The following is a 15,820-nucleotide window of genomic DNA, read 5'->3' as shown; positions in this document are numbered from 1 at the left end:
CGAGGATGTGGAGCTGCTGACGTTGGACGACAGCGGTGCCGCATCGCTGACGTCACAGGGCCCGCTCGTACCCGGCCCGCGCGACGTGCGACTCCTGCAGTTCCACCGCGATCGCCGCGATCCCACGGGCACCCTCGCCGAGGTCGCCGGCGTGGATGCGCGCCGCGAGCCGGTCGGCCACGACCTGCGCGAGGAACTCCGTGGTCGTGTTGACGCCGGCGAAGGCGGGGTCGTCATCGAGGTTCCGGTAGCGCAGGTCGTCGAGCACCGCACCGAGCGCGGACGTCGCCAGACCGATGTCGACGACGATGTTGTCCCCGTCCAGCTCGGGGCGGCGGAACGTGGCGTCGACGACGAACGTGGCGCCGTGCAGCGCCTGCGCCGGTCCGAACACCGCGCCGGTGAAGCTGTGGGCGACCATGACGTGGTCGCGGACGGTCACCGAGAACATGATCAACTCCGTTGGTTGACGTCAGTAGTCGACGCGCACACCGAGGCCCGGCGTACCGGCCGCCAGCCGCGTCATCGTCTCCGGCAGCGTCCCGAACGCGACCACCTCGGTGATCAGCGCCTCGAACCGGTCGTCGGCGAGCAGCCGCAGAGCGAGCGCCATCCGGTCGGCGTAGGTCCAACGGGCCTGGCGCGCCGGCGACACCCGCCCCACCTGACTCCCCCGGATCGCGAGCCGACCGGGATGGAAGCCCTCGCCGAGCGGCACCCGCGGCGCGCGGTCGCCGTACCAGGACAGCTCGATCACCTCGCCCTCGACGCCGAGCAGCTCCAGCGAGCGGGCGAGCCCGGCCTCCGTCGCGCTGGCGTGGACCACCAGGTCGCAGCCGCCCGCGGCGTCGTCGGGCCGGGCGAAGCCGACGCCGAGCGCGTCCGCCACCGCCGCCCGCGCCGGGTCGACGTCGACCAGCTCGACCCGCACCCCGGGCATCGGCGCGAGCAGTGCCGCCACCGCGCACCCGACCATCCCGCCGCCCACCACCGCGATCCGGTCACCGACCCGCGGCGCGGCGTCCCAGAGCGCGTTCACCGCGGTCTCGACGGTGCCCGCGAGCACGGCCCGCGTCGCCGGGACGTCGTCCGGGACCGGACTGACGGCCGACGTGGGGACCACGAACCGGGTCTGGTGCGGGTGGAGGCAGAACACGTCGCGACCGCGCAGCTCGGCCGGCCCCTGCTCGACGGCGCCGACCGCGAGGTAGCCGTAGGTCACCGGTCCGGGGAACTCGCCGACCTGGAACGGCGCCCGCATCACCCCGTACTGGCTCGGCGGCACCCCGCCGCGGAGCACCAGCAGCTCGGTGCCCCGGCTGACGGCCGAGTGCCGGGTGCGGACGACGACGTCGTCGGGTCCCGGTTCGGGGACCTCCACCTCGACGACGGCGCCGTGTCCCGGCTCGAGGACCCGGTAGGCGAGCGCGGTCCGATCCAGGGTGAGCTCCTCCGTGTTGCCGCGCCGAGCGCGGGGTGAGTGTCGATCCGTCATGCGTCCGGGTGACGATAGGTGGATGCCCCGACCCGCCGCGATGCTCGTCCGTCCCTCGGTCGTGGCGACCGTGGCCGTGGCCGCCGTCGTCGCGGTCGGCCTGTTCGCGCTGCTCACGGTGTTCGCCGGGCTGCGGACCGCGGGCTGGCTCGGGGGCGGGACGTTCCTGGCGCTCACCGCGGCGCTCGTCACCCGGGCGGCCCGGCAGGCGGGCGCGTCGACGCTCGGCCCCGCGGGCAGCGTCACGGCGTTGCGGGCGGTCCTGGTCGGCGGGGTCGCCGGGCTGGTCGTCCAGGAGATCGCGGGCTCCCGCCCGGCGCCGACGACGACGCTGGTCGCGCTGACGGTCGCCGCGCTGCTGCTCGACGCGGTCGACGGGCAGGTCGCCCGCCGGACCCGGACGGTCAGCGAGCTCGGCGCACGGTTCGACTCCGAGCTCGACGCGGCGCTGCTGGCCGTGCTCTCGGTCCAGGTCGCCGGCGACCTGGGCGTCTGGGTCCTCGCGGTCGGCGGGATGCGCTACGCCTTCGTCGCCGCCGGCTGGGTGCTGCCGTGGCTGCGGGGGTCGTTGCCGGTCCGGCGCTCGGCGAAGGTCGTCGCGGCGGTGCAGGGCGTGGCGCTCGTGGTCGCGGCGGCTGACGTTCTGCCGCGCGTGGCCTCGACGGTCCTCGTCGCGGTGGCCCTGGCCGCGCTGGTGTGGTCGTTCGGGGTCTCGGTGGTCTGGCTGGCCCGGCATCGTCCGGGTGCGGTGCCGCGCGAGGGGAGGATCGCGTCGTTCTACGAGGACGAGGGTTCCCCTCGTGCGGGGGGTGACTCGGACGGCGAGCGCGGTGCGGCCGGCGAGACGCCCGACGACGACGGCGAGCGGGGTGCGGCCGGGCCGACGCGACCGGGATGGCGGCGGGCGCTCGGCGCCACGCTCACCGTCGTCGCCGTGCTGGTCCTCGGTGCGGTGCTGGTGGCGCCGCAGGACCCGGGCGCGGTGATCCCCGAGGTGTACCTGCGGCTGCCGATCGAGGGAGTGGCCGGGCTCGCGCTGCTGCTGCTCCTGCCCCGCCGGGTCCGCGTCCCGGTGGCCCTCGTCGCGGGGGCGCTGCTGGGGGCCTGGGCGGTGCTGACCGCGTTCGACGTCGGGTTCGCGACCGTCCTCGCCCGCCCGTTCGACCCGGTCCTCGACCGGGCGCTCGTCGCCGACGGCGTCGAGTTCGTCGCCAGCACCTACGGTCGGGCGGCGGAGATCGGGGCGATCGTCGCCGCCGTCGTGCTCGGCGTCGTGCTCCTCGGCGGAGCCGCCCTGGCCGCGCGCCGTGTCGTGACCCGGGCCGATGTCCACCGCCGGGTCGTGCTGCGGGCGCTCGGCGTGCTCGGCGCGGTGTGGCTGGTGGCGGTGGTGGCCGGGACGACGATCGCGCCGGGCGTCCCGCTCGCGGCCGCCAGCACGGCAGCGGGCGCGACCGTCCGCGCCCACATCACCCTCACCTCGCTGCGCGACGCCGACGCGTTCGCCGCGCAGTCCCGCGCCGACGCGTGGTCCGGGGTCCCCGCGCCCGACCTGCTCACCGCACTGCGCGGCAAGGACGTCGTCCTGGCGATCGTCGAGAGCTACGGCCGCGCGGCGCTCACCGATCCCGGCCTGGCGCCGACGGTGACCCCGGTGCTCGACCGCGCCGACCGGGACCTCCCGGCTGCCGGCTGGGGCGCCCGCAGCGGGTTCCTGTCGTCGTCGGTGGTGGGCAGCGGGAGCTGGCTCGCGCACGCGACGCTGCTCTCCGGGCTCCACGTCGACAACGAGCAGCGTTACCTCACGCTCACCTCCAGCACCCGGTTCACGCTCTCCGCCGCGTTCCGCCGGGCCGGGTGGGACACCGTCGCGATGCAGCCGGGCACCACGCGCCCGTGGCCCGAGGGCGCCTTCTACGGCTACGACCGGGCGTACAACGTGCGCCAGCTCGGGTACCGCGGCCCGTCGTTCGGCTGGGCGTCCATGCCCGACCAGTTCGTGCTCGACCGCTTCGACCAGCTCGAGCTCGACAAGCCCGCTCCCCGCCCGCCGATGATGGCCGAGATCGACCTCGTCTCCAGCCACGCGCCCTGGCAACCGCTGCCGCACATGATCGGGTGGGACCAGCTCGGCGACGGCTCGGTGTTCGACGGCCAGCTCCCCAACCCGCCGGAACCCCCCGGCAGCACGGCGGAGTCCCAGGCCCGCGCCGGGTACGCGCAGTCGATCGCGTACACGATGGACGCCCTGACCTCGTGGGTGCAGCGCTCGAACGACCCGAACCTCGTCGTGATCGCCGTCGGCGACCACCAGCCCGCCCCGCTCGTCACCGGACCCGGTGCGGGGCGCGACGTGCCGATGTCGATCATCTCCCGGGATCCTGCGGTGCTCGCGCGGACGGCGAGCTGGGGCTGGACCGACGGACTCCGGCCGCCCCCGACCGCCCCGACCTGGCCGATGGAGGCGTTCCGGGACCGCTTCCTGCAGGCGTTCTCCGGCCCGTGATCGTTCGCGCTCGGCCGCCGGCGGCTTGATCAGGAGTACGTCAGGCAGCCGCCGAGCCCGGCGCGCATGCGTGCAGTGCCCCTGGTCGGGGAGGGCGCGGAGAAGCGCGTGAGCACGTGTGACCGGCGTCACAATAGGATCAGATAACGCCTAGGAGGGGCCCGGACGACATCCCCGATGAACCCGGTGCCGTCAGACCCCCGACCTGACGGCCCGGGTTCCTTCATGTCCGGCCCCGGTTCCGGACCCGGGATGCGCGAGACACACGAAACGCCCGAACCGGCCGTCCCCCGACGGCGGCCGGACCGGGCGCTGTCGTCAGCCTAACGTGTGACACGCGGCGCCCGCCCGGAGTGTGAGCACTCGACCACTCGGAGTCCCGGGCTCGACGCGCTGTCGCCGCCCCGGCACGCTCCGCGCCATGCGCGTCCTCGTGGCTCCGGACAAGTTCAAGGGCTCGCTGACGGCGGCCGAGGTGGCCGCCGCGATCGTGCGGGGCCTGGCCGGCCGCGGCCTCGACACCGAGACGTGCCCCATCGCCGACGGCGGTGACGGCACCGTCGACGCCGCGGTCGCCGCCGGGTTCACCCGACGCCCGATCACCGCGAGCGGCCCGACCGGCCGCCCCGTCGACACCGCGTGGGCGCGCTCGGGGGAGACCGCGGTCGTCGAGCTCGCCGACGTCTGCGGACTCGTGCGCCTGCCCGACGGAGTGCTGCGCGCCGAGGACGCCACCACGCTCGGGCTCGGTGAGGTCGTGCGCGCGGCCCTCGACGACGGGGCGGACCGGATCGTGCTCGGGCTGGGCGGCAGCGCGTCCACCGACGGCGGCGCCGGCCTGGCCCAGGCCCTCGGCGCCGTGCTGCGCACCGCCGACGGCACCGTCCTGCCGCCCGGCGTCGGCGGCGGAGCCCTCGCGAGCGTCGCGACCGTCGACCTCGCGGGCCTCGCCGTCCCGCCCGGCACCACGGTCGAGGTCGCCTGCGACGTCGACAACCCGCTGCTCGGCCCGCACGGCGCCGCCGCCGTCTACGGCCCGCAGAAGGGCGCCGACGACGACGCCGTCGCCCGCCTGGACGCCGCCCTCGCCTCGTGGGCGCGGGTGCTCGGCACCGCCACCGGCACCACCGGCCGGGAGGACGAACCGGGCGCCGGGGCGGCCGGCGGGGTCGGGTACGGGGTGCTGACCCTGCTCGACGCGCGGCTGCGCCCGGGGTTCGACCTCGTTGCAGAGCTCCTCGGGTTCGACGACCGCCTCGCCGGCGCCGACCTCGTCGTCACCGGCGAGGGACGCCTGGACGCCCAGACCCTGCGCGGCAAAGGGCCTGCGGGAGTAGCCGCACGGGCGGCTGCGGCCGGGGTCCCGGTGCTCGCCCTCGCCGGCTCCGTCGCCCTGGGCCCGGACGAGCTCGCGACGGCCGGCATCGGTGGTGCGGCCGCCCTCGCCGACCTCGAGCCCGACCTGCGCCGCAGCCAGGAGCACGCCGCGGAACTCCTCGAGCGCCTCGCGGCGACGGTCCCGCTGCCGGACCGACCCAGCTGATCGCCCCCGGAACGGACGAACGGCGCGTTCGTCACCATCAAGAGTGACGAACCGCCCGTTCGTGCGTCTCGGGGGAGGGCCTCTCGGGGAGGGCCTCTCGGGGAGGTGAGCCCCAGCAGCGGACCCGAGGAACGATCACTTCCCGGGCGGCGCCACCCGGTAGATCGCGTTCGCCTGGTCGTCGCTCACGTAGAGCGCGCCGTCCGGCCCGGGCACCGCCGCGACCGGGCGGCCCCAGCGGGAGCCGTCGGGGGCCTGGAAGCCGCCGACGATCGTCTTCTGGTCGCCCATCCGACCGTTCGCCCAGCTGAAGAAGGACACCTCCGGCGCCCGCGGCGAGGTCCGGTTCCAGGAGCCGTGCACCCCGGCGACCGCGCCCTCGCCCAGCCCCGGGAGGTTAGCGAACGTCAGGCCCAGCGGCGCCGAGTGCGCCCCGAAGGTCTGCTCGATCGGGGCGAGCGTCGAGCAGTCGAGCTTCGAGCCGTCGGCGTTGGTCTCCACGTCGCGGGTGAACGCCAGGTCGGCGTGCTTGAGCGGCGACAGGGGTGCGCCGGGCTGGGTGTCCGGCTCCGGGTTGCAGTACGGCCACCCGAGGTCACGGCCCGGGGTGAGCGCGGCCAGCTCCTCCGGCGGGTGGTCGTTCACGTACTCCGGGATCACCTGGCCGAACGCGTCACCGTCCCCGCCGTAGGGCTGGTGGTACGGGAACTGGATGTTGTCGCGGTTGTTCACCGCGGTCCAGATCTTCCCGTCGGGGGCGACGGCGAGGCCGGTACCGTTGCGGACGCCCCGGGTGAAGACCTCCGGCGCGCCGCCGCCCGGCGGGACCCGCATGATCGTCGCCCGCTGCGGGTTCGCGTCGCGGTCCTGCGGCGAGATGTTCGCAGTGGAGCCGATCGAGATGTAGAGCGACTTGTCCGGCCCGACGATCACCGTCTTGAGCGCGTGCGCGTAGGCGCCGCCGAGGCCCGCGCCCTTGGCGTCCGGCAGGTTCGGGACGACGACGCGCGGGGCGGTCGCCTGACCACCGCCGTACCGGTAGGCCGACACCTGGTTGCTCTCCGCGACGTAGAGCGTCGAGCCGTCGAACGCGAGCCCGTGCGGCTGGTTGAGCCCGGAGAGCAGCGTCGTCTGCGTGGGCGGCGCGCCGTTCGCGCCCGGCACCAGCCGCGCCACGTCGCCGTTGCCGGTCTGGGAGACCAACAGCGAACCGTCCGGGGCCCACGCCTCGAGACGTGCGCTCGGTACCCGCGCCCACACCGAGGCGGTCCACCCGGCCGGCACCATCACCGAGCGCGGGCTGTCCAGCGGCGCGTCCCCGAGGCCGTTCCCGACCTGCAGCGGCGTCGACACCAGGCCGGCGGTGTCGGCCCCGGACGCGGCGGCGGTCGAGGTCGTCCCGGCGTTCGCGGCCGGTGGTCCGTCGCCCGACGACGAGCACGCGGCGGCGAGGAGCAGGAGCGTCGCCATCCCGGCGAGGAGGAGACGGGGAGCGGGGCGCATGCGGGGCGGTGTGGTCATGGCGGCCCCCAGCGTGGCGGTCGTCGCCGACGTCCACCACTCGGGGTGGCCGGTCCGCACGCCGTCGGGCCGGACGCTCGTACGATCACCGGACCGGGAGGAGGCACCATGACGAGCACGACCCCGACCACGAACCCGGGGACCGACGCCCCGCGCGACGGCACGCCGGGCGGCCCGGACCGCCCGCCGGGGACCGTCGCGCCCGCCCGCTTCCGTCCCCGGTTCCACTACGAGCTGATCACCTGCGGGCTGCGCGGGCACGCGCTGCTCGGCACCGACGCGGCCACCCTCTCCTCCGACGACGACGGGTTCGACCCGGCGATCGTCGTCCGGGAGGACGCCCACGAGGAGGGGACGACGGCGCTGCGGTGGCACCGCTGCCTGCGCTGCGACTCCTGGGTCCCGCTGCCCGCCCCGTCCGCCCCGACCCGCGACCGGCTGCCGGCCCGGGCCGAGGTCGAGCTGCCGCTGCGGGGCCGGGCCCTGCGCGACCGGTTCGTGCTGCGGCTCATCGCGATCGACCGGGTGATCCACTTCGTGGGCCTGGCGCTCGTCGCGGCCGCGGTGTTCGTCTTCCTGGCCGACCGCGACGTGCTGCGCACCCCGTTCTTCGCGGTGCTCGGGACGCTGCGCGACACCGTGGGCATCGGCGACGGCGACGACGGGGTGGTCGGTGAGCTCACCCGGGCGTTCTCGGCGAGCGCGACGACGGTCCTGCTCATCGGCGTCGTCGTCGCCGCCTACGCGCTGCTGGAGGGCGTGGAGGCCGTCGGGCTGTGGGGTGCGCGGCGCTGGGCGGAGTACCTCACGCTCGTCGCCACCGCGGTGCTGCTGATCCCGGAGATCTACGAGCTCACCGGGAAGGTCACGGTCTTCAAGATCCTCGCGCTGATCATCAACCTCGCCGTCGTCGCGTACCTGCTGTTCGCCAAGCGGTTGTTCGGGCTGCGCGGGGGAGGAGCCGCCGAGGAAGCCGCCCGGGCCCGCGACCAGGGCTGGGACGCCCTCGTCCGCACCGCACCCGGCGCGCAGTGACCGCGGACGCCGGAGCCGCCGCCGAGGAGCCGGACGACGCGGGCGGCGGGAGCACGCTCACCGTCCTGCTCGCGCTGGCCTCGAACGTCGGGGTCGGCGTGCTCAAGCTCGTCGCGGGCCTGCTCACCGGCTCGTCGGCCATGCTCGCGGAGGCCGCGCACTCGGTCGCCGACACCGCCACCGAGGGGCTGCTGCTCACCGCGCTGAACCGGTCGTCGCGGCCCGCGGACCGGTTCCACCCGTTCGGCTACGGCAAGGAGCGCTTCTTCTGGGCGCTCATCGCCGCGGTCTCGGTGTTCGTCACCGGGGCCACGTTCTCGGTGTACGAGGGCGTCGCGTCGATCGTCTCCGGCGAGAACGAGCAGACCCTGGCCTGGGTCGCCTACGGCGTGCTCGCCCTCTCCGCGCTCATCGAGGGGACGTCCTGGCGGCAGGCCCTGCGGCAGGTGCGCAGCGAGAGCCGGGCCGCCGGGACCCCGTTCATGCGCTACCTGCGGCTGTCCGACGACCCGACGGTGAAGAGCGTCTTCTTCGAGGACTCCGCGGCGCTGATCGGCCTGGCCCTCGCCGCGCTCGGGGTGGGGCTGCACCAGCTCACCGGGTCGGGCGTGTGGGACGGGATCGCGTCCCTGCTCATCGGGGTGCTGCTGGCACTCGTGGCCTTCATCCTCGGCCGGACCAACCGCTCGCTGCTCATCGGGCGGACCGCCGGCCAGGACCTGGTCCACGACGCGTTCGACCACATCGCCGACGCGCCCGAGGTCGACCAGGTCGTCGACATCCAGACCATGGTCACCGGCACCGACTCGGTCCTGCTCTGCGCCCGCGTGGACTTCGTCGACACCCTCACCGCGGCGGACCTCGAGCGCGCCTGCGTCCGCCTCGACGACGAGTTGCGCGAGGTCCTGCCCGACCTCGACGAGATCTTCATCGAGCCGGTGCCGCGCAACGACCCGGACGTGCGGGAGGCCGTGCTGGAGCGCTACGGCGACACGCTCTCGCGCTGGCAGGCGGAGCACGACGGGCGCAGCGGTCAGGGTTCGCGCGCGAGCCGGTAGGCCTCCGGGTCGGGCCCGGGCCGGTCGCGCCACGGCGACGCCGCCCACCCCTCCCGCCACGCCTGCGGCGCCATGATCGGCAGCAGGCCCTCCCACGACTCGGTCATCCGCGCCCACAGGTCGTCCGGCCCGACGGCGAGCGCGTAGTTGCCGGTCGCCACGGCGACGACCGCGCGACCCGCCCGCCGCGGGTCGACCTCGGCGGCGAGCAGGCCCGCCGCCGACGCCTCGGTGAGCCGCTCGATCGTCGCGGTCTCCCAGCCGCCGAACCAGCGGGTCCGCAGCGCGAGCAGTTCCGGGTCGTCCAGGGACCGGCTGGCCCCGCGGACGACGGGGTCGTACATCCAGCGCGCCACGTAGGAGTCGGTCTCCACGAGCAGCCGCCACAGCGGGTCGAGGCCCCGCCCGGCGATCTCGCGGACGACGGCCTCCCACGACCGCTCCACCTCGGTGAGCAGCGCCTCGGCGAGCGCGTACTTGGAGCGGAAGTGGAAGTACAGCGCTCCCTTGGTGAGCCCGGCGGCGGCGAGGATGTCCGAGAGCGAGGCGCCGCGGTAGCCGGCCTCGTCGAACAGCCCGGCCGCCGCGAGCAGCAGCCGCCGACGGGTCCGCCGGGTGCGCTCCCGGACCTCGTCGTCGGCCCAGCGCGACACCGGGGCCAGGAGCGCGGACGCCGGGAGCGGCGTGACGGAGGGCGTCACCCCCACATCGTACGACTCCGGATGATCATGGTCGGGGCGCACGCCGCCTCAGAGGGGTCACGAGCGCCCGAGGAGATGCCGCGGTCCGGCGGCGGAGGCGGGCACCCGCACCGGCCGCCGGGGGTCGCGCGTCGAGCCCGCGAAGGACAGCATCGTGCACGGCAGCGGGTCGTCGCCGCCGTCGCGCCACCACTGGTCCACCGCGTCGAAGATCGGCGTGACCGAGGTCGGGCGGGGCGGCGCGGAGGACGCGGACGACATGGGCGCGACGGTGACAGCCCCCGCCTGCGCCCTCCCAGCGCCGCTCCGGCGACTCACCTGGTCGGGATGCCAGGTTCGCCCGGTCCGGGGAGCACGGTCACGACGGCGGGGAAGATCGGCTCGGGGTGGCGGCGTTGCCCCCGGCATGCGCGCAGTCGGAGTGACGGAGTTCGGAGCGCCCGAGGCCCTCGAGGTCGTCGAGCTGCCCGACCCGGTTCCCGGGCCCGGTCAGGTGCTGGTGGACGTCGCCGCCGCGGCGGTCAGCCCCACCGACACGTACACCCGCAACGGGGCACGGGCGGAGAGCCTGCGCCGGTTCCCGCCGCCCTACGTGCCGGGCATGGACGTCGCCGGCACGGTCGCGGCGCTCGGCGAGGACACCGCGAGCTCGGGCCTGGCGGTCGGCGACCGCGTCATGGGCATCGTCGTGCCGTCCGGGTCGCACGGCGGGTACTCCTCGCGGATCGCGCTACCGGCCGGGTCGGTCGCGGCCGCGCCCACCGGGGCGTCACTCGTCGAGGCGGCCACCCTGCCGATGAACGGTCTCACCGCGCGGCTGGCGCTGGACCTCCTCGCCCTGCCCGCGGGCGCGACGATCGCCGTCACCGGGGCGGCGGGGGCGTTCGGCGGCTACGTGGTGCAGCTCGCGCACGCCGACGGGCTGCGGGTCCTCGCGGACGCGTCGGCGGCCGACGAGGACCTGGTGCGCGGGCTGGGCGCGGACGTCGTGGTGCGTCGCGGCGACGACGTCGCCGACCGGATCCGCGAGGCCGTCCCGGAGGGAGTCGCGGGGATCGCCGACGGCAGCCTCCAGGGGGAGGAGCTCGTGCCGGCGCTCGCCGACGGCGGCCGGGTCGCGACCGTCCGCGGGTACCGGGGTCCCGACGGCGGCAGCGGGCGCGGCATCACCTGGCACCCGGTCGTGGTCCGCGACTACGCCGAGAACCACGCAGCGCTCGACCGGCTGCGCGAGCAGGCCGAGAAGGACGAGATCACGCTGCGGGTCGCCGACGCGATCCCGGCCGACCGGGCGGGCGAGGCCCACGCCCGGCTCGAGGCGGGCGGGGTGCGCGGCCGGCTGGTCATCACGTTCTGAGCCGGCGGGGGCGCGCCCGGGGTCAGATCGTGGGCAGGACCGCCACGACCAGCAGCGCCAGCACCGAGAGGGTCATCCCGACGACGGCGACCGGGCGGCGGACCGGGGTGCGCAGGGCGACCCCGCCGACGACGAGGGCCACCACCGCGACGCCCAGGGCCACGTAGGTGTCCCAGGCCATGACCATCGAGCCGAACGCCAGCGGGCGGAAGCTGATCAGCAGCGCGAGCAGGCCGAGGATGACCGAGGAGGCCGCCGCGGCATTGCCCGGGCGCCGCGGGTCGTCGACGTCGTTCGCGGGGTCCCAGGAGTAGGGCCCCGCGTTGACCGCGCCGTGGGGGCCGGTCGGGGTGGGACGCGGGCCGGGCACGTACGGGCCGGGGTAGGGCCGGGCGGCGGGGTACTGGGCCGGGCCGCCGTACGGGTGCTGGGCGTAGGGCGATCGCGGGCCGGCGGGGAAGCCACCCGTCGGGGGGCGGTGTCCGCCGGGCGGGGTCATCGGCGCGACCGGCCCGGCCGGTCCCGGCCGCCCGCCCGCCGTGGCTCCGCCCGCGGTCTCCGTCTCCTGACCCATCATCTTCTCGCCCCCGAGGCACCCGGTCCCCGCGCCGTCGCGGGGGTGTTCACCCGTCGCATCGGTCGGCGCCCGTCCGGCGTTATCCGGACCCGGGACCGTACCCCGATCAGAGGTACCGGACGAGGGTCGTTCGCTCCCGGACCAGGTCAGCGGGCCGGGGTGCCGGGAGGGGTGTCAGGTCGGGCCGACCGCGTCGACGCACAGCGCCCACAGTCCCGCCCGCGCCTCGGGAGCCTCCTCGCCGCCGGGCAGGTAGTGGGTCGGCCGGGGCACCCGGTCGTGCCAGAACACCCCGCTGCACTGGCCGGGCTCGCGGGCGGCCTGCAGCCAGACGGCGGTGTCGGCCCCCTGGTCGACGGAGCGCAGCAGCGGCCCGGTGATCCGGCGGAACGCGGGCAGCGACCCGGCGACGCCGGGGGTGTCGGCCCAGCCCGGGTGCATGCTGTGAACCGCGACGCCCGCGCCCGCGAGGTCGTCGGCGAGCAGTTCGGCCAGGACCACCTGCATCCGCTTGGTGCGCGCGTACGCGGCCCCGCCCGAGAACTTCCCCTCGCGGAACTCCGGGTCGTCGGTGCGCAGCGAGGCGGTGTACATCCCGCCCGAGGACACGAAGACCACGCGCGCGGGGCTCCCGGGGCGGTCGGGCGGCGAGCCGGCCCGCAGCAGCGGCAGCAGCTCGCGGGTGAGCAGGAACGGGCCGAGGACGTGGGTGGCCAGGCACAGCTCGTGGCCCCCGGCGGTCTCGGTGCGGGCCTCGGGCAGCACGCCCGCGTTGTGCACCAGGCCGTGCAGCGCGATCAGCCGGTCCCGCGCGTCGGAGGCGTAGCGCCGGACGTCGTCGAGGTCGGCCAGGTCGCAGACCGCCACCGTGATGCGGGCGTCCGGGTGCGCCGCGAGCACCCGGTCCCGGGCGGCCTCGCCGCGGGCGCGGTCGCGCACCAGCATCTCGACCGCGGCGCCGAGCTCGACCAGCCCGGCCACGGTCGCCTCGCCGAGCCCCCCGCTGGAGCCGGTGACCGCGATCGTCCGGCCCGTCAGGGCCTCGCGGGGCAGGCGGGACCAGCCCGCCGACCGGGCGAGGAAGCCCAGGCGGGAGTAGCCCGGGACCACGAGGCGGTCGAGCGCGGCGTCGAGCAGGCGCGGCAGCGGCACGCGGGCAGCGTACGGGCGGTGCCGCCGCCCGGCACGCTGATGATCATCATGTCGCGCGGTGCGACCCGATCGGGACCGGCCGTCCTCACGGCGGGCAGACCGTCTCCTCCCGGGGGATCGTGCCGCCGACCAGGAAGTCGTCGACCACGCCGGAGATGCACGGCGTCGCCGGGTAGGCCCCGTGCCCGGCGCCCAGCCAGGACACCAGCACCGAGCCCTGCATGCCCGCGGCCACCCGCTGGCTCTCGGACAGCGGCACCGCCGGGTCCGAGGCGGTCCCGAGCAGCAGCGAGGGCGTCGGGGTGCCGGCGAGCGGGGCGGGGGCGCTGGTGGGGACCGGCCACGAGGAGCACTCCAGGGCCCGCTGCGCGAACCAGCCGCCGAACACCGGGTCGCCGGCCGCGGCCCGGCGCACCGCCGCGCCGACCTGGTCGACGGTCTGGCGGGCGGGGTCGTCGTTGCAGGTCTGCACCAGCCCGAGGTCGTACCCGGCGTCGTCGGGTCCGGTGCCCTCGCGGGCCTCCGCGAGCCCGAGGATCCCGGCGGGGTCGCCCGCCCGGGCCGTGGCGAGCGCGGACTCGAGGGCGGGCCAGGACTCCGGGTCGGCGAGCCGGTCGACCAGGACGGTCACGAGGGTCCCGGCGGTGACGGTGCGGCCGGGGACGGGTCCGGTCGCGGTCGGTGAGGCGGGCAGGGGAGCCGCGCGCAGCCGCGTGACGAGGTCGGTGACGGCGCCGCGCGGGTCCGGTCCGAGCGGGCAGTTCCCGGCCGCCACGCACTGGGTGGCGAAGGCGTCGAGGGCCGACCGGGCGGCGGCGGCGCGCGCGTCGGAACGGGCCGGGTCCACCGCGGTGGGGTCGGGCAGCGCGTCGAGCACGAGGCGGCCCTGCGCGCCGGTGTGCGACTGCGCCCAGGCGGCGAGCGTGGCCGCGCCGCCGCCCAGCCCGATCGCGTTGAGCCGCGGGGCCCCGAGCGCCTGGCGGACGGCCTCGAGGTCGTCGGCGTCGGTGGCGGTGGAGAAGTCGGTGACCGAGTCCTCGAGCAGCTGCGAGCAGGTCTTGGCGGCGCTGCCCGCGGCGGCCGAGAGCGGGCCGAGGGCGGCGGGATCCGCGGCGGTCGGGTCGGCGTCGTCGAGGGCGGCCCGGGTGGTGGGGGTGATGCAGTCGACCGCGGTGCCCGAGCTCCCGCGGACGTCGATCCCGTAGAGGGTGCGCCCGGCCAGCAGGTCGGCCGGGCCCTGCGCGGCCAGCCGGACGGCCGCCTCGGTGCCGGTGCGCCGCCCCGGGTCGCCGAGGACGGCGATCGGCACCGTCGGGCCGGCCGGGGCGGGACCGATGGTGACGCGGGTGACGTCGACCTCGGCGGCCGACGCCGACCCCGACGCGAACCCGCCGCCCACCGGCACCGTCGCGCACCCGGTCCGTACGTCGCGGCCGCCGAGCGCGGCCCGGCCGCCGAGGCCGGCGAGCGTCGGGCCGGTGCAGTCGGTGAAGTCGAGCGCCGGGTTCGAGGGCGTCAGGGGCGGCAGCGCGGGCGGTGGTGCCTCCGGGGCGGGCTCGGCCGGGGCCTCGGTGGCCGGCTCGTCACTGTTCACCGTGGCCACCGGGGGCCGCTGACTGGGGCCGACGGCGCACCCCGCGAAGAGCCCGAGGGCGGCCAGCACGGCGGCCGCGACGAGCACCCGGGTGCTGATGCGCGGAGCGGGGATGATGCGACCTCTCGTGATCGTCGGGGCCGGCCCATGATGCCCCGCCGGTGGTCGCGCCCCGGTGAGACCCCGCGCCGCGGGTCAGGCCGTCGGCAGGATCTCGCCGAGGTCGAAGCTCACCGGGCGCTCGAGCTGGTCGTACGTGCAGGACTCCGGGTCCCGGTCGGGCCGCCAGCGGACGAACTGGGTGGTGTGCCGGAAGCGCTCGCCCTCGAGGTAGTCGTAGCGGACCTCGACGACCCGCTCGGGGCGCAGCGGGGTGAACGAGAGGTCCTTGCCCGCGTTCCAGCGGCTGGTCTCGTTCTTGCGCGGCGTCCGGTCGCCCTGCTCGTGGGCGGCCCAGTTCCACGGGTGCTCGTCGAACGTCGTCACCAGCGGCTGCAGCTCGGCGAACAGCTCCTTGCGCCGGGCCATGGTGAACGCCCCGACCACGCCGACCGACGCGAGCGACCCCTCGGCGGTGTACAGGCCGAGCAGCAGCGACCCGAGCGCGTCCGGTCCCGACTTGTGCACCCGGTAGCCCGCGACGACGCAGTCGGCCGTCCGCTCGTGCTTGATCTTGCTCATGACCCGCTTGTCCGCCTGGTAGAGCAGGTCGGGCTTCTTGGCGATCAGCCCGTCCAGCCCCGCGCCCTCGAAGCGCACGAACCACTCCCGGGCCTCGTCGAGCTCCGAGGTCATCGGGGTGACGTGCACCGGGGCGCGCCCGGCCGGGCCCAGCGCGTCCTCCAGCGCCGCGCGGCGCTCGGCGAACGGCCGGGAGGTGAGGTCGTCGTCGCCGAGGGCGAGCAGGTCGAACGCGACGACGCTCGCCGGCGTCTCCTTCGCGAGCAGGTTCACCCGGGAGACGGCCGGGTGGATCCGCTGCTGCAGGGCCTCGAAGTCGAGCCCGCGGCCGTCGGGGTCCGCGACGATGATCTCGCCGTCGAGCACGCAGCGCGGCGGCAGGTGCTCGCGCAGCGCCTCGACGACCTCGGGGAAGTAGCGGGTCATCGGCTTGGTGTTGCGGCTGCCGATCTCGATCTCGTCGCCGTCGCGGAAGACGATCGCGCGGAACCCGTCCCACTTGGGTTCGTAGCGCTGGCCGTCCGGGATGGTCTTCACGGGCTTGGCCAGCATCGGGAGCACCGGCGGCATGACGGGCAGGTCCACACCGACCAGTGTGGC

The 15,820-nt window shown here is 76.1% G+C and carries 14 protein-coding genes; 5 read left to right on the top strand and 9 right to left on the bottom strand.

What is annotated here, in order from left to right; all coding sequences use genetic code 11:
- Positions 1 to 52 precede the first annotated feature (52 nt).
- Positions 53 to 451, bottom strand: coding sequence for a 6-pyruvoyl trahydropterin synthase family protein (locus LQ327_RS25575; RefSeq protein ID WP_230738621.1), 399 nt, complete (start codon positions 449 to 451; stop codon positions 53 to 55).
- A 21-nt stretch (positions 452 to 472) separates the two neighbouring features.
- Positions 473 to 1,441 carry a zinc-dependent alcohol dehydrogenase gene (locus tag LQ327_RS25570; protein ID WP_372460756.1) on the bottom strand — a complete coding sequence of 323 codons (969 nt, stop codon included), beginning with the start codon at positions 1,439 to 1,441 and terminating at the stop codon, positions 473 to 475.
- Between the two features lie 76 nt (positions 1,442 to 1,517).
- Here LQ327_RS25570 and LQ327_RS25565 point away from each other — a divergent pair, with 76 nt between their 5' ends.
- Together LQ327_RS25565 and LQ327_RS25560 are read left to right on the top strand one after the other, a co-directional pair.
- Positions 1,518 to 4,001 carry a CDP-alcohol phosphatidyltransferase family protein gene (locus LQ327_RS25565; protein WP_230738619.1) on the top strand — a complete coding sequence of 828 codons (2,484 nt, stop codon included), beginning with the start codon at positions 1,518 to 1,520 and terminating at the stop codon, positions 3,999 to 4,001.
- Between the two features lie 421 nt (positions 4,002 to 4,422).
- Positions 4,423 to 5,544: a glycerate kinase gene (locus tag LQ327_RS25560; protein ID WP_230738618.1), complete on the top strand. Its 1,122-nt coding sequence runs from the start codon at positions 4,423 to 4,425 to the stop codon at positions 5,542 to 5,544.
- A gap of 135 nt (positions 5,545 to 5,679) precedes the next feature.
- Here LQ327_RS25560 and LQ327_RS25555 read toward each other — a convergent pair whose 3' ends face one another.
- Complete coding sequence (locus tag LQ327_RS25555; RefSeq protein ID WP_230738617.1) at positions 5,680 to 7,065, bottom strand: PQQ-dependent sugar dehydrogenase; 1,386 nt, start codon at positions 7,063 to 7,065, stop codon at positions 5,680 to 5,682.
- Positions 7,066 to 7,173: 108 nt separating this feature from the next.
- Between LQ327_RS25555 and LQ327_RS25550 the strand changes: the two genes are divergently transcribed.
- Entirely contained in the window at positions 7,174 to 8,100 is a 927-nt protein-coding gene (locus LQ327_RS25550; protein ID WP_230738616.1) for a DUF2127 domain-containing protein, read from the top strand.
- Complete coding sequence (locus LQ327_RS25545; RefSeq protein WP_230738615.1) at positions 8,097 to 9,158, top strand: cation diffusion facilitator family transporter; 1,062 nt, start codon at positions 8,097 to 8,099, stop codon at positions 9,156 to 9,158. Before LQ327_RS25550 ends, LQ327_RS25545 begins: the two co-directional genes overlap by 4 nt.
- On the opposite strand, the gene LQ327_RS25540 is transcribed toward LQ327_RS25545, so the two are convergent.
- Positions 9,134 to 9,859 (bottom strand): TetR family transcriptional regulator, encoded by a 726-nt coding sequence (locus LQ327_RS25540; protein WP_230738614.1) that lies wholly within the window; start codon positions 9,857 to 9,859, stop codon positions 9,134 to 9,136. The genes LQ327_RS25545 and LQ327_RS25540 overlap by 25 nt on opposite strands.
- Before the next feature lie 57 nt (positions 9,860 to 9,916).
- Positions 9,917 to 10,120, bottom strand: coding sequence for a hypothetical protein (locus LQ327_RS25535; protein WP_230738613.1), 204 nt, complete (start codon positions 10,118 to 10,120; stop codon positions 9,917 to 9,919).
- 160 nt (positions 10,121 to 10,280) lie between these two features.
- On the opposite strand from LQ327_RS25535, the gene LQ327_RS25530 reads away from it, so the two are divergent.
- Complete coding sequence (locus tag LQ327_RS25530; protein ID WP_230738612.1) at positions 10,281 to 11,216, top strand: NADP-dependent oxidoreductase; 936 nt, start codon at positions 10,281 to 10,283, stop codon at positions 11,214 to 11,216.
- Between the two features lie 22 nt (positions 11,217 to 11,238).
- On the opposite strand, the gene LQ327_RS25525 is transcribed toward LQ327_RS25530, so the two are convergent.
- The 4 genes from LQ327_RS25525 to LQ327_RS25510 all read right to left on the bottom strand — a co-directional run bounded on the left by LQ327_RS25525 (position 11,239) and on the right by LQ327_RS25510 (position 15,805).
- Positions 11,239 to 11,790 (bottom strand): hypothetical protein, encoded by a 552-nt coding sequence (locus LQ327_RS25525; RefSeq protein ID WP_230738611.1) that lies wholly within the window; start codon positions 11,788 to 11,790, stop codon positions 11,239 to 11,241.
- 177 nt (positions 11,791 to 11,967) lie between these two features.
- Positions 11,968 to 12,945, bottom strand: a complete 978-nt coding sequence (locus LQ327_RS25520; protein WP_308286376.1) for an SDR family NAD(P)-dependent oxidoreductase — start codon at positions 12,943 to 12,945, stop codon at positions 11,968 to 11,970.
- 85 nt (positions 12,946 to 13,030) lie between these two features.
- Positions 13,031 to 14,626, bottom strand: a complete 1,596-nt coding sequence (locus tag LQ327_RS25515) for an alpha/beta hydrolase (protein WP_230738610.1) — start codon at positions 14,624 to 14,626, stop codon at positions 13,031 to 13,033.
- Between the two features lie 108 nt (positions 14,627 to 14,734).
- A complete protein-coding gene (locus LQ327_RS25510) occupies positions 14,735 to 15,805 on the bottom strand; it encodes an ATP-dependent DNA ligase (protein ID WP_230738609.1) in 1,071 nt (356 codons plus the stop codon).
- Positions 15,806 to 15,820 lie beyond the last annotated feature (15 nt).

The organism is Actinomycetospora endophytica (genome assembly GCF_021026375.1).
Taxonomy (GTDB): Bacteria; Actinomycetota; Actinomycetes; order Mycobacteriales; family Pseudonocardiaceae; genus Actinomycetospora; species Actinomycetospora endophytica.
This window is presented reverse-complemented; position numbering and strand designations above follow the sequence as displayed.

What these genes read in the sequence shown, in the direction of transcription:
- LQ327_RS25560 (WP_230738618.1), top strand. Translation starts at nt 4,423, where the DNA reads ATGCGCGTCCTCGTGGCTCCGGACAAGTTCAAGGGCTCGCTGACGGCG.
- LQ327_RS25550 (WP_230738616.1), top strand. Translation starts at nt 7,174, where the DNA reads ATGACGAGCACGACCCCGACCACGAACCCGGGGACCGACGCCCCGCGC.
- LQ327_RS25535 (WP_230738613.1), bottom strand. Translation starts at nt 10,120, where the DNA reads ATGTCGTCCGCGTCCTCCGCGCCGCCCCGCCCGACCTCGGTCACGCCG.
- LQ327_RS25575 (WP_230738621.1), bottom strand. Translation starts at nt 451, where the DNA reads ATGTTCTCGGTGACCGTCCGCGACCACGTCATGGTCGCCCACAGCTTC.
- LQ327_RS25555 (WP_230738617.1), bottom strand. Translation starts at nt 7,065, where the DNA reads ATGACCACACCGCCCCGCATGCGCCCCGCTCCCCGTCTCCTCCTCGCC.
- LQ327_RS25525 (WP_230738611.1), bottom strand. Translation starts at nt 11,790, where the DNA reads ATGGGTCAGGAGACGGAGACCGCGGGCGGAGCCACGGCGGGCGGGCGG.
- LQ327_RS25565 (WP_230738619.1), top strand. Translation starts at nt 1,518, where the DNA reads ATGCCCCGACCCGCCGCGATGCTCGTCCGTCCCTCGGTCGTGGCGACC.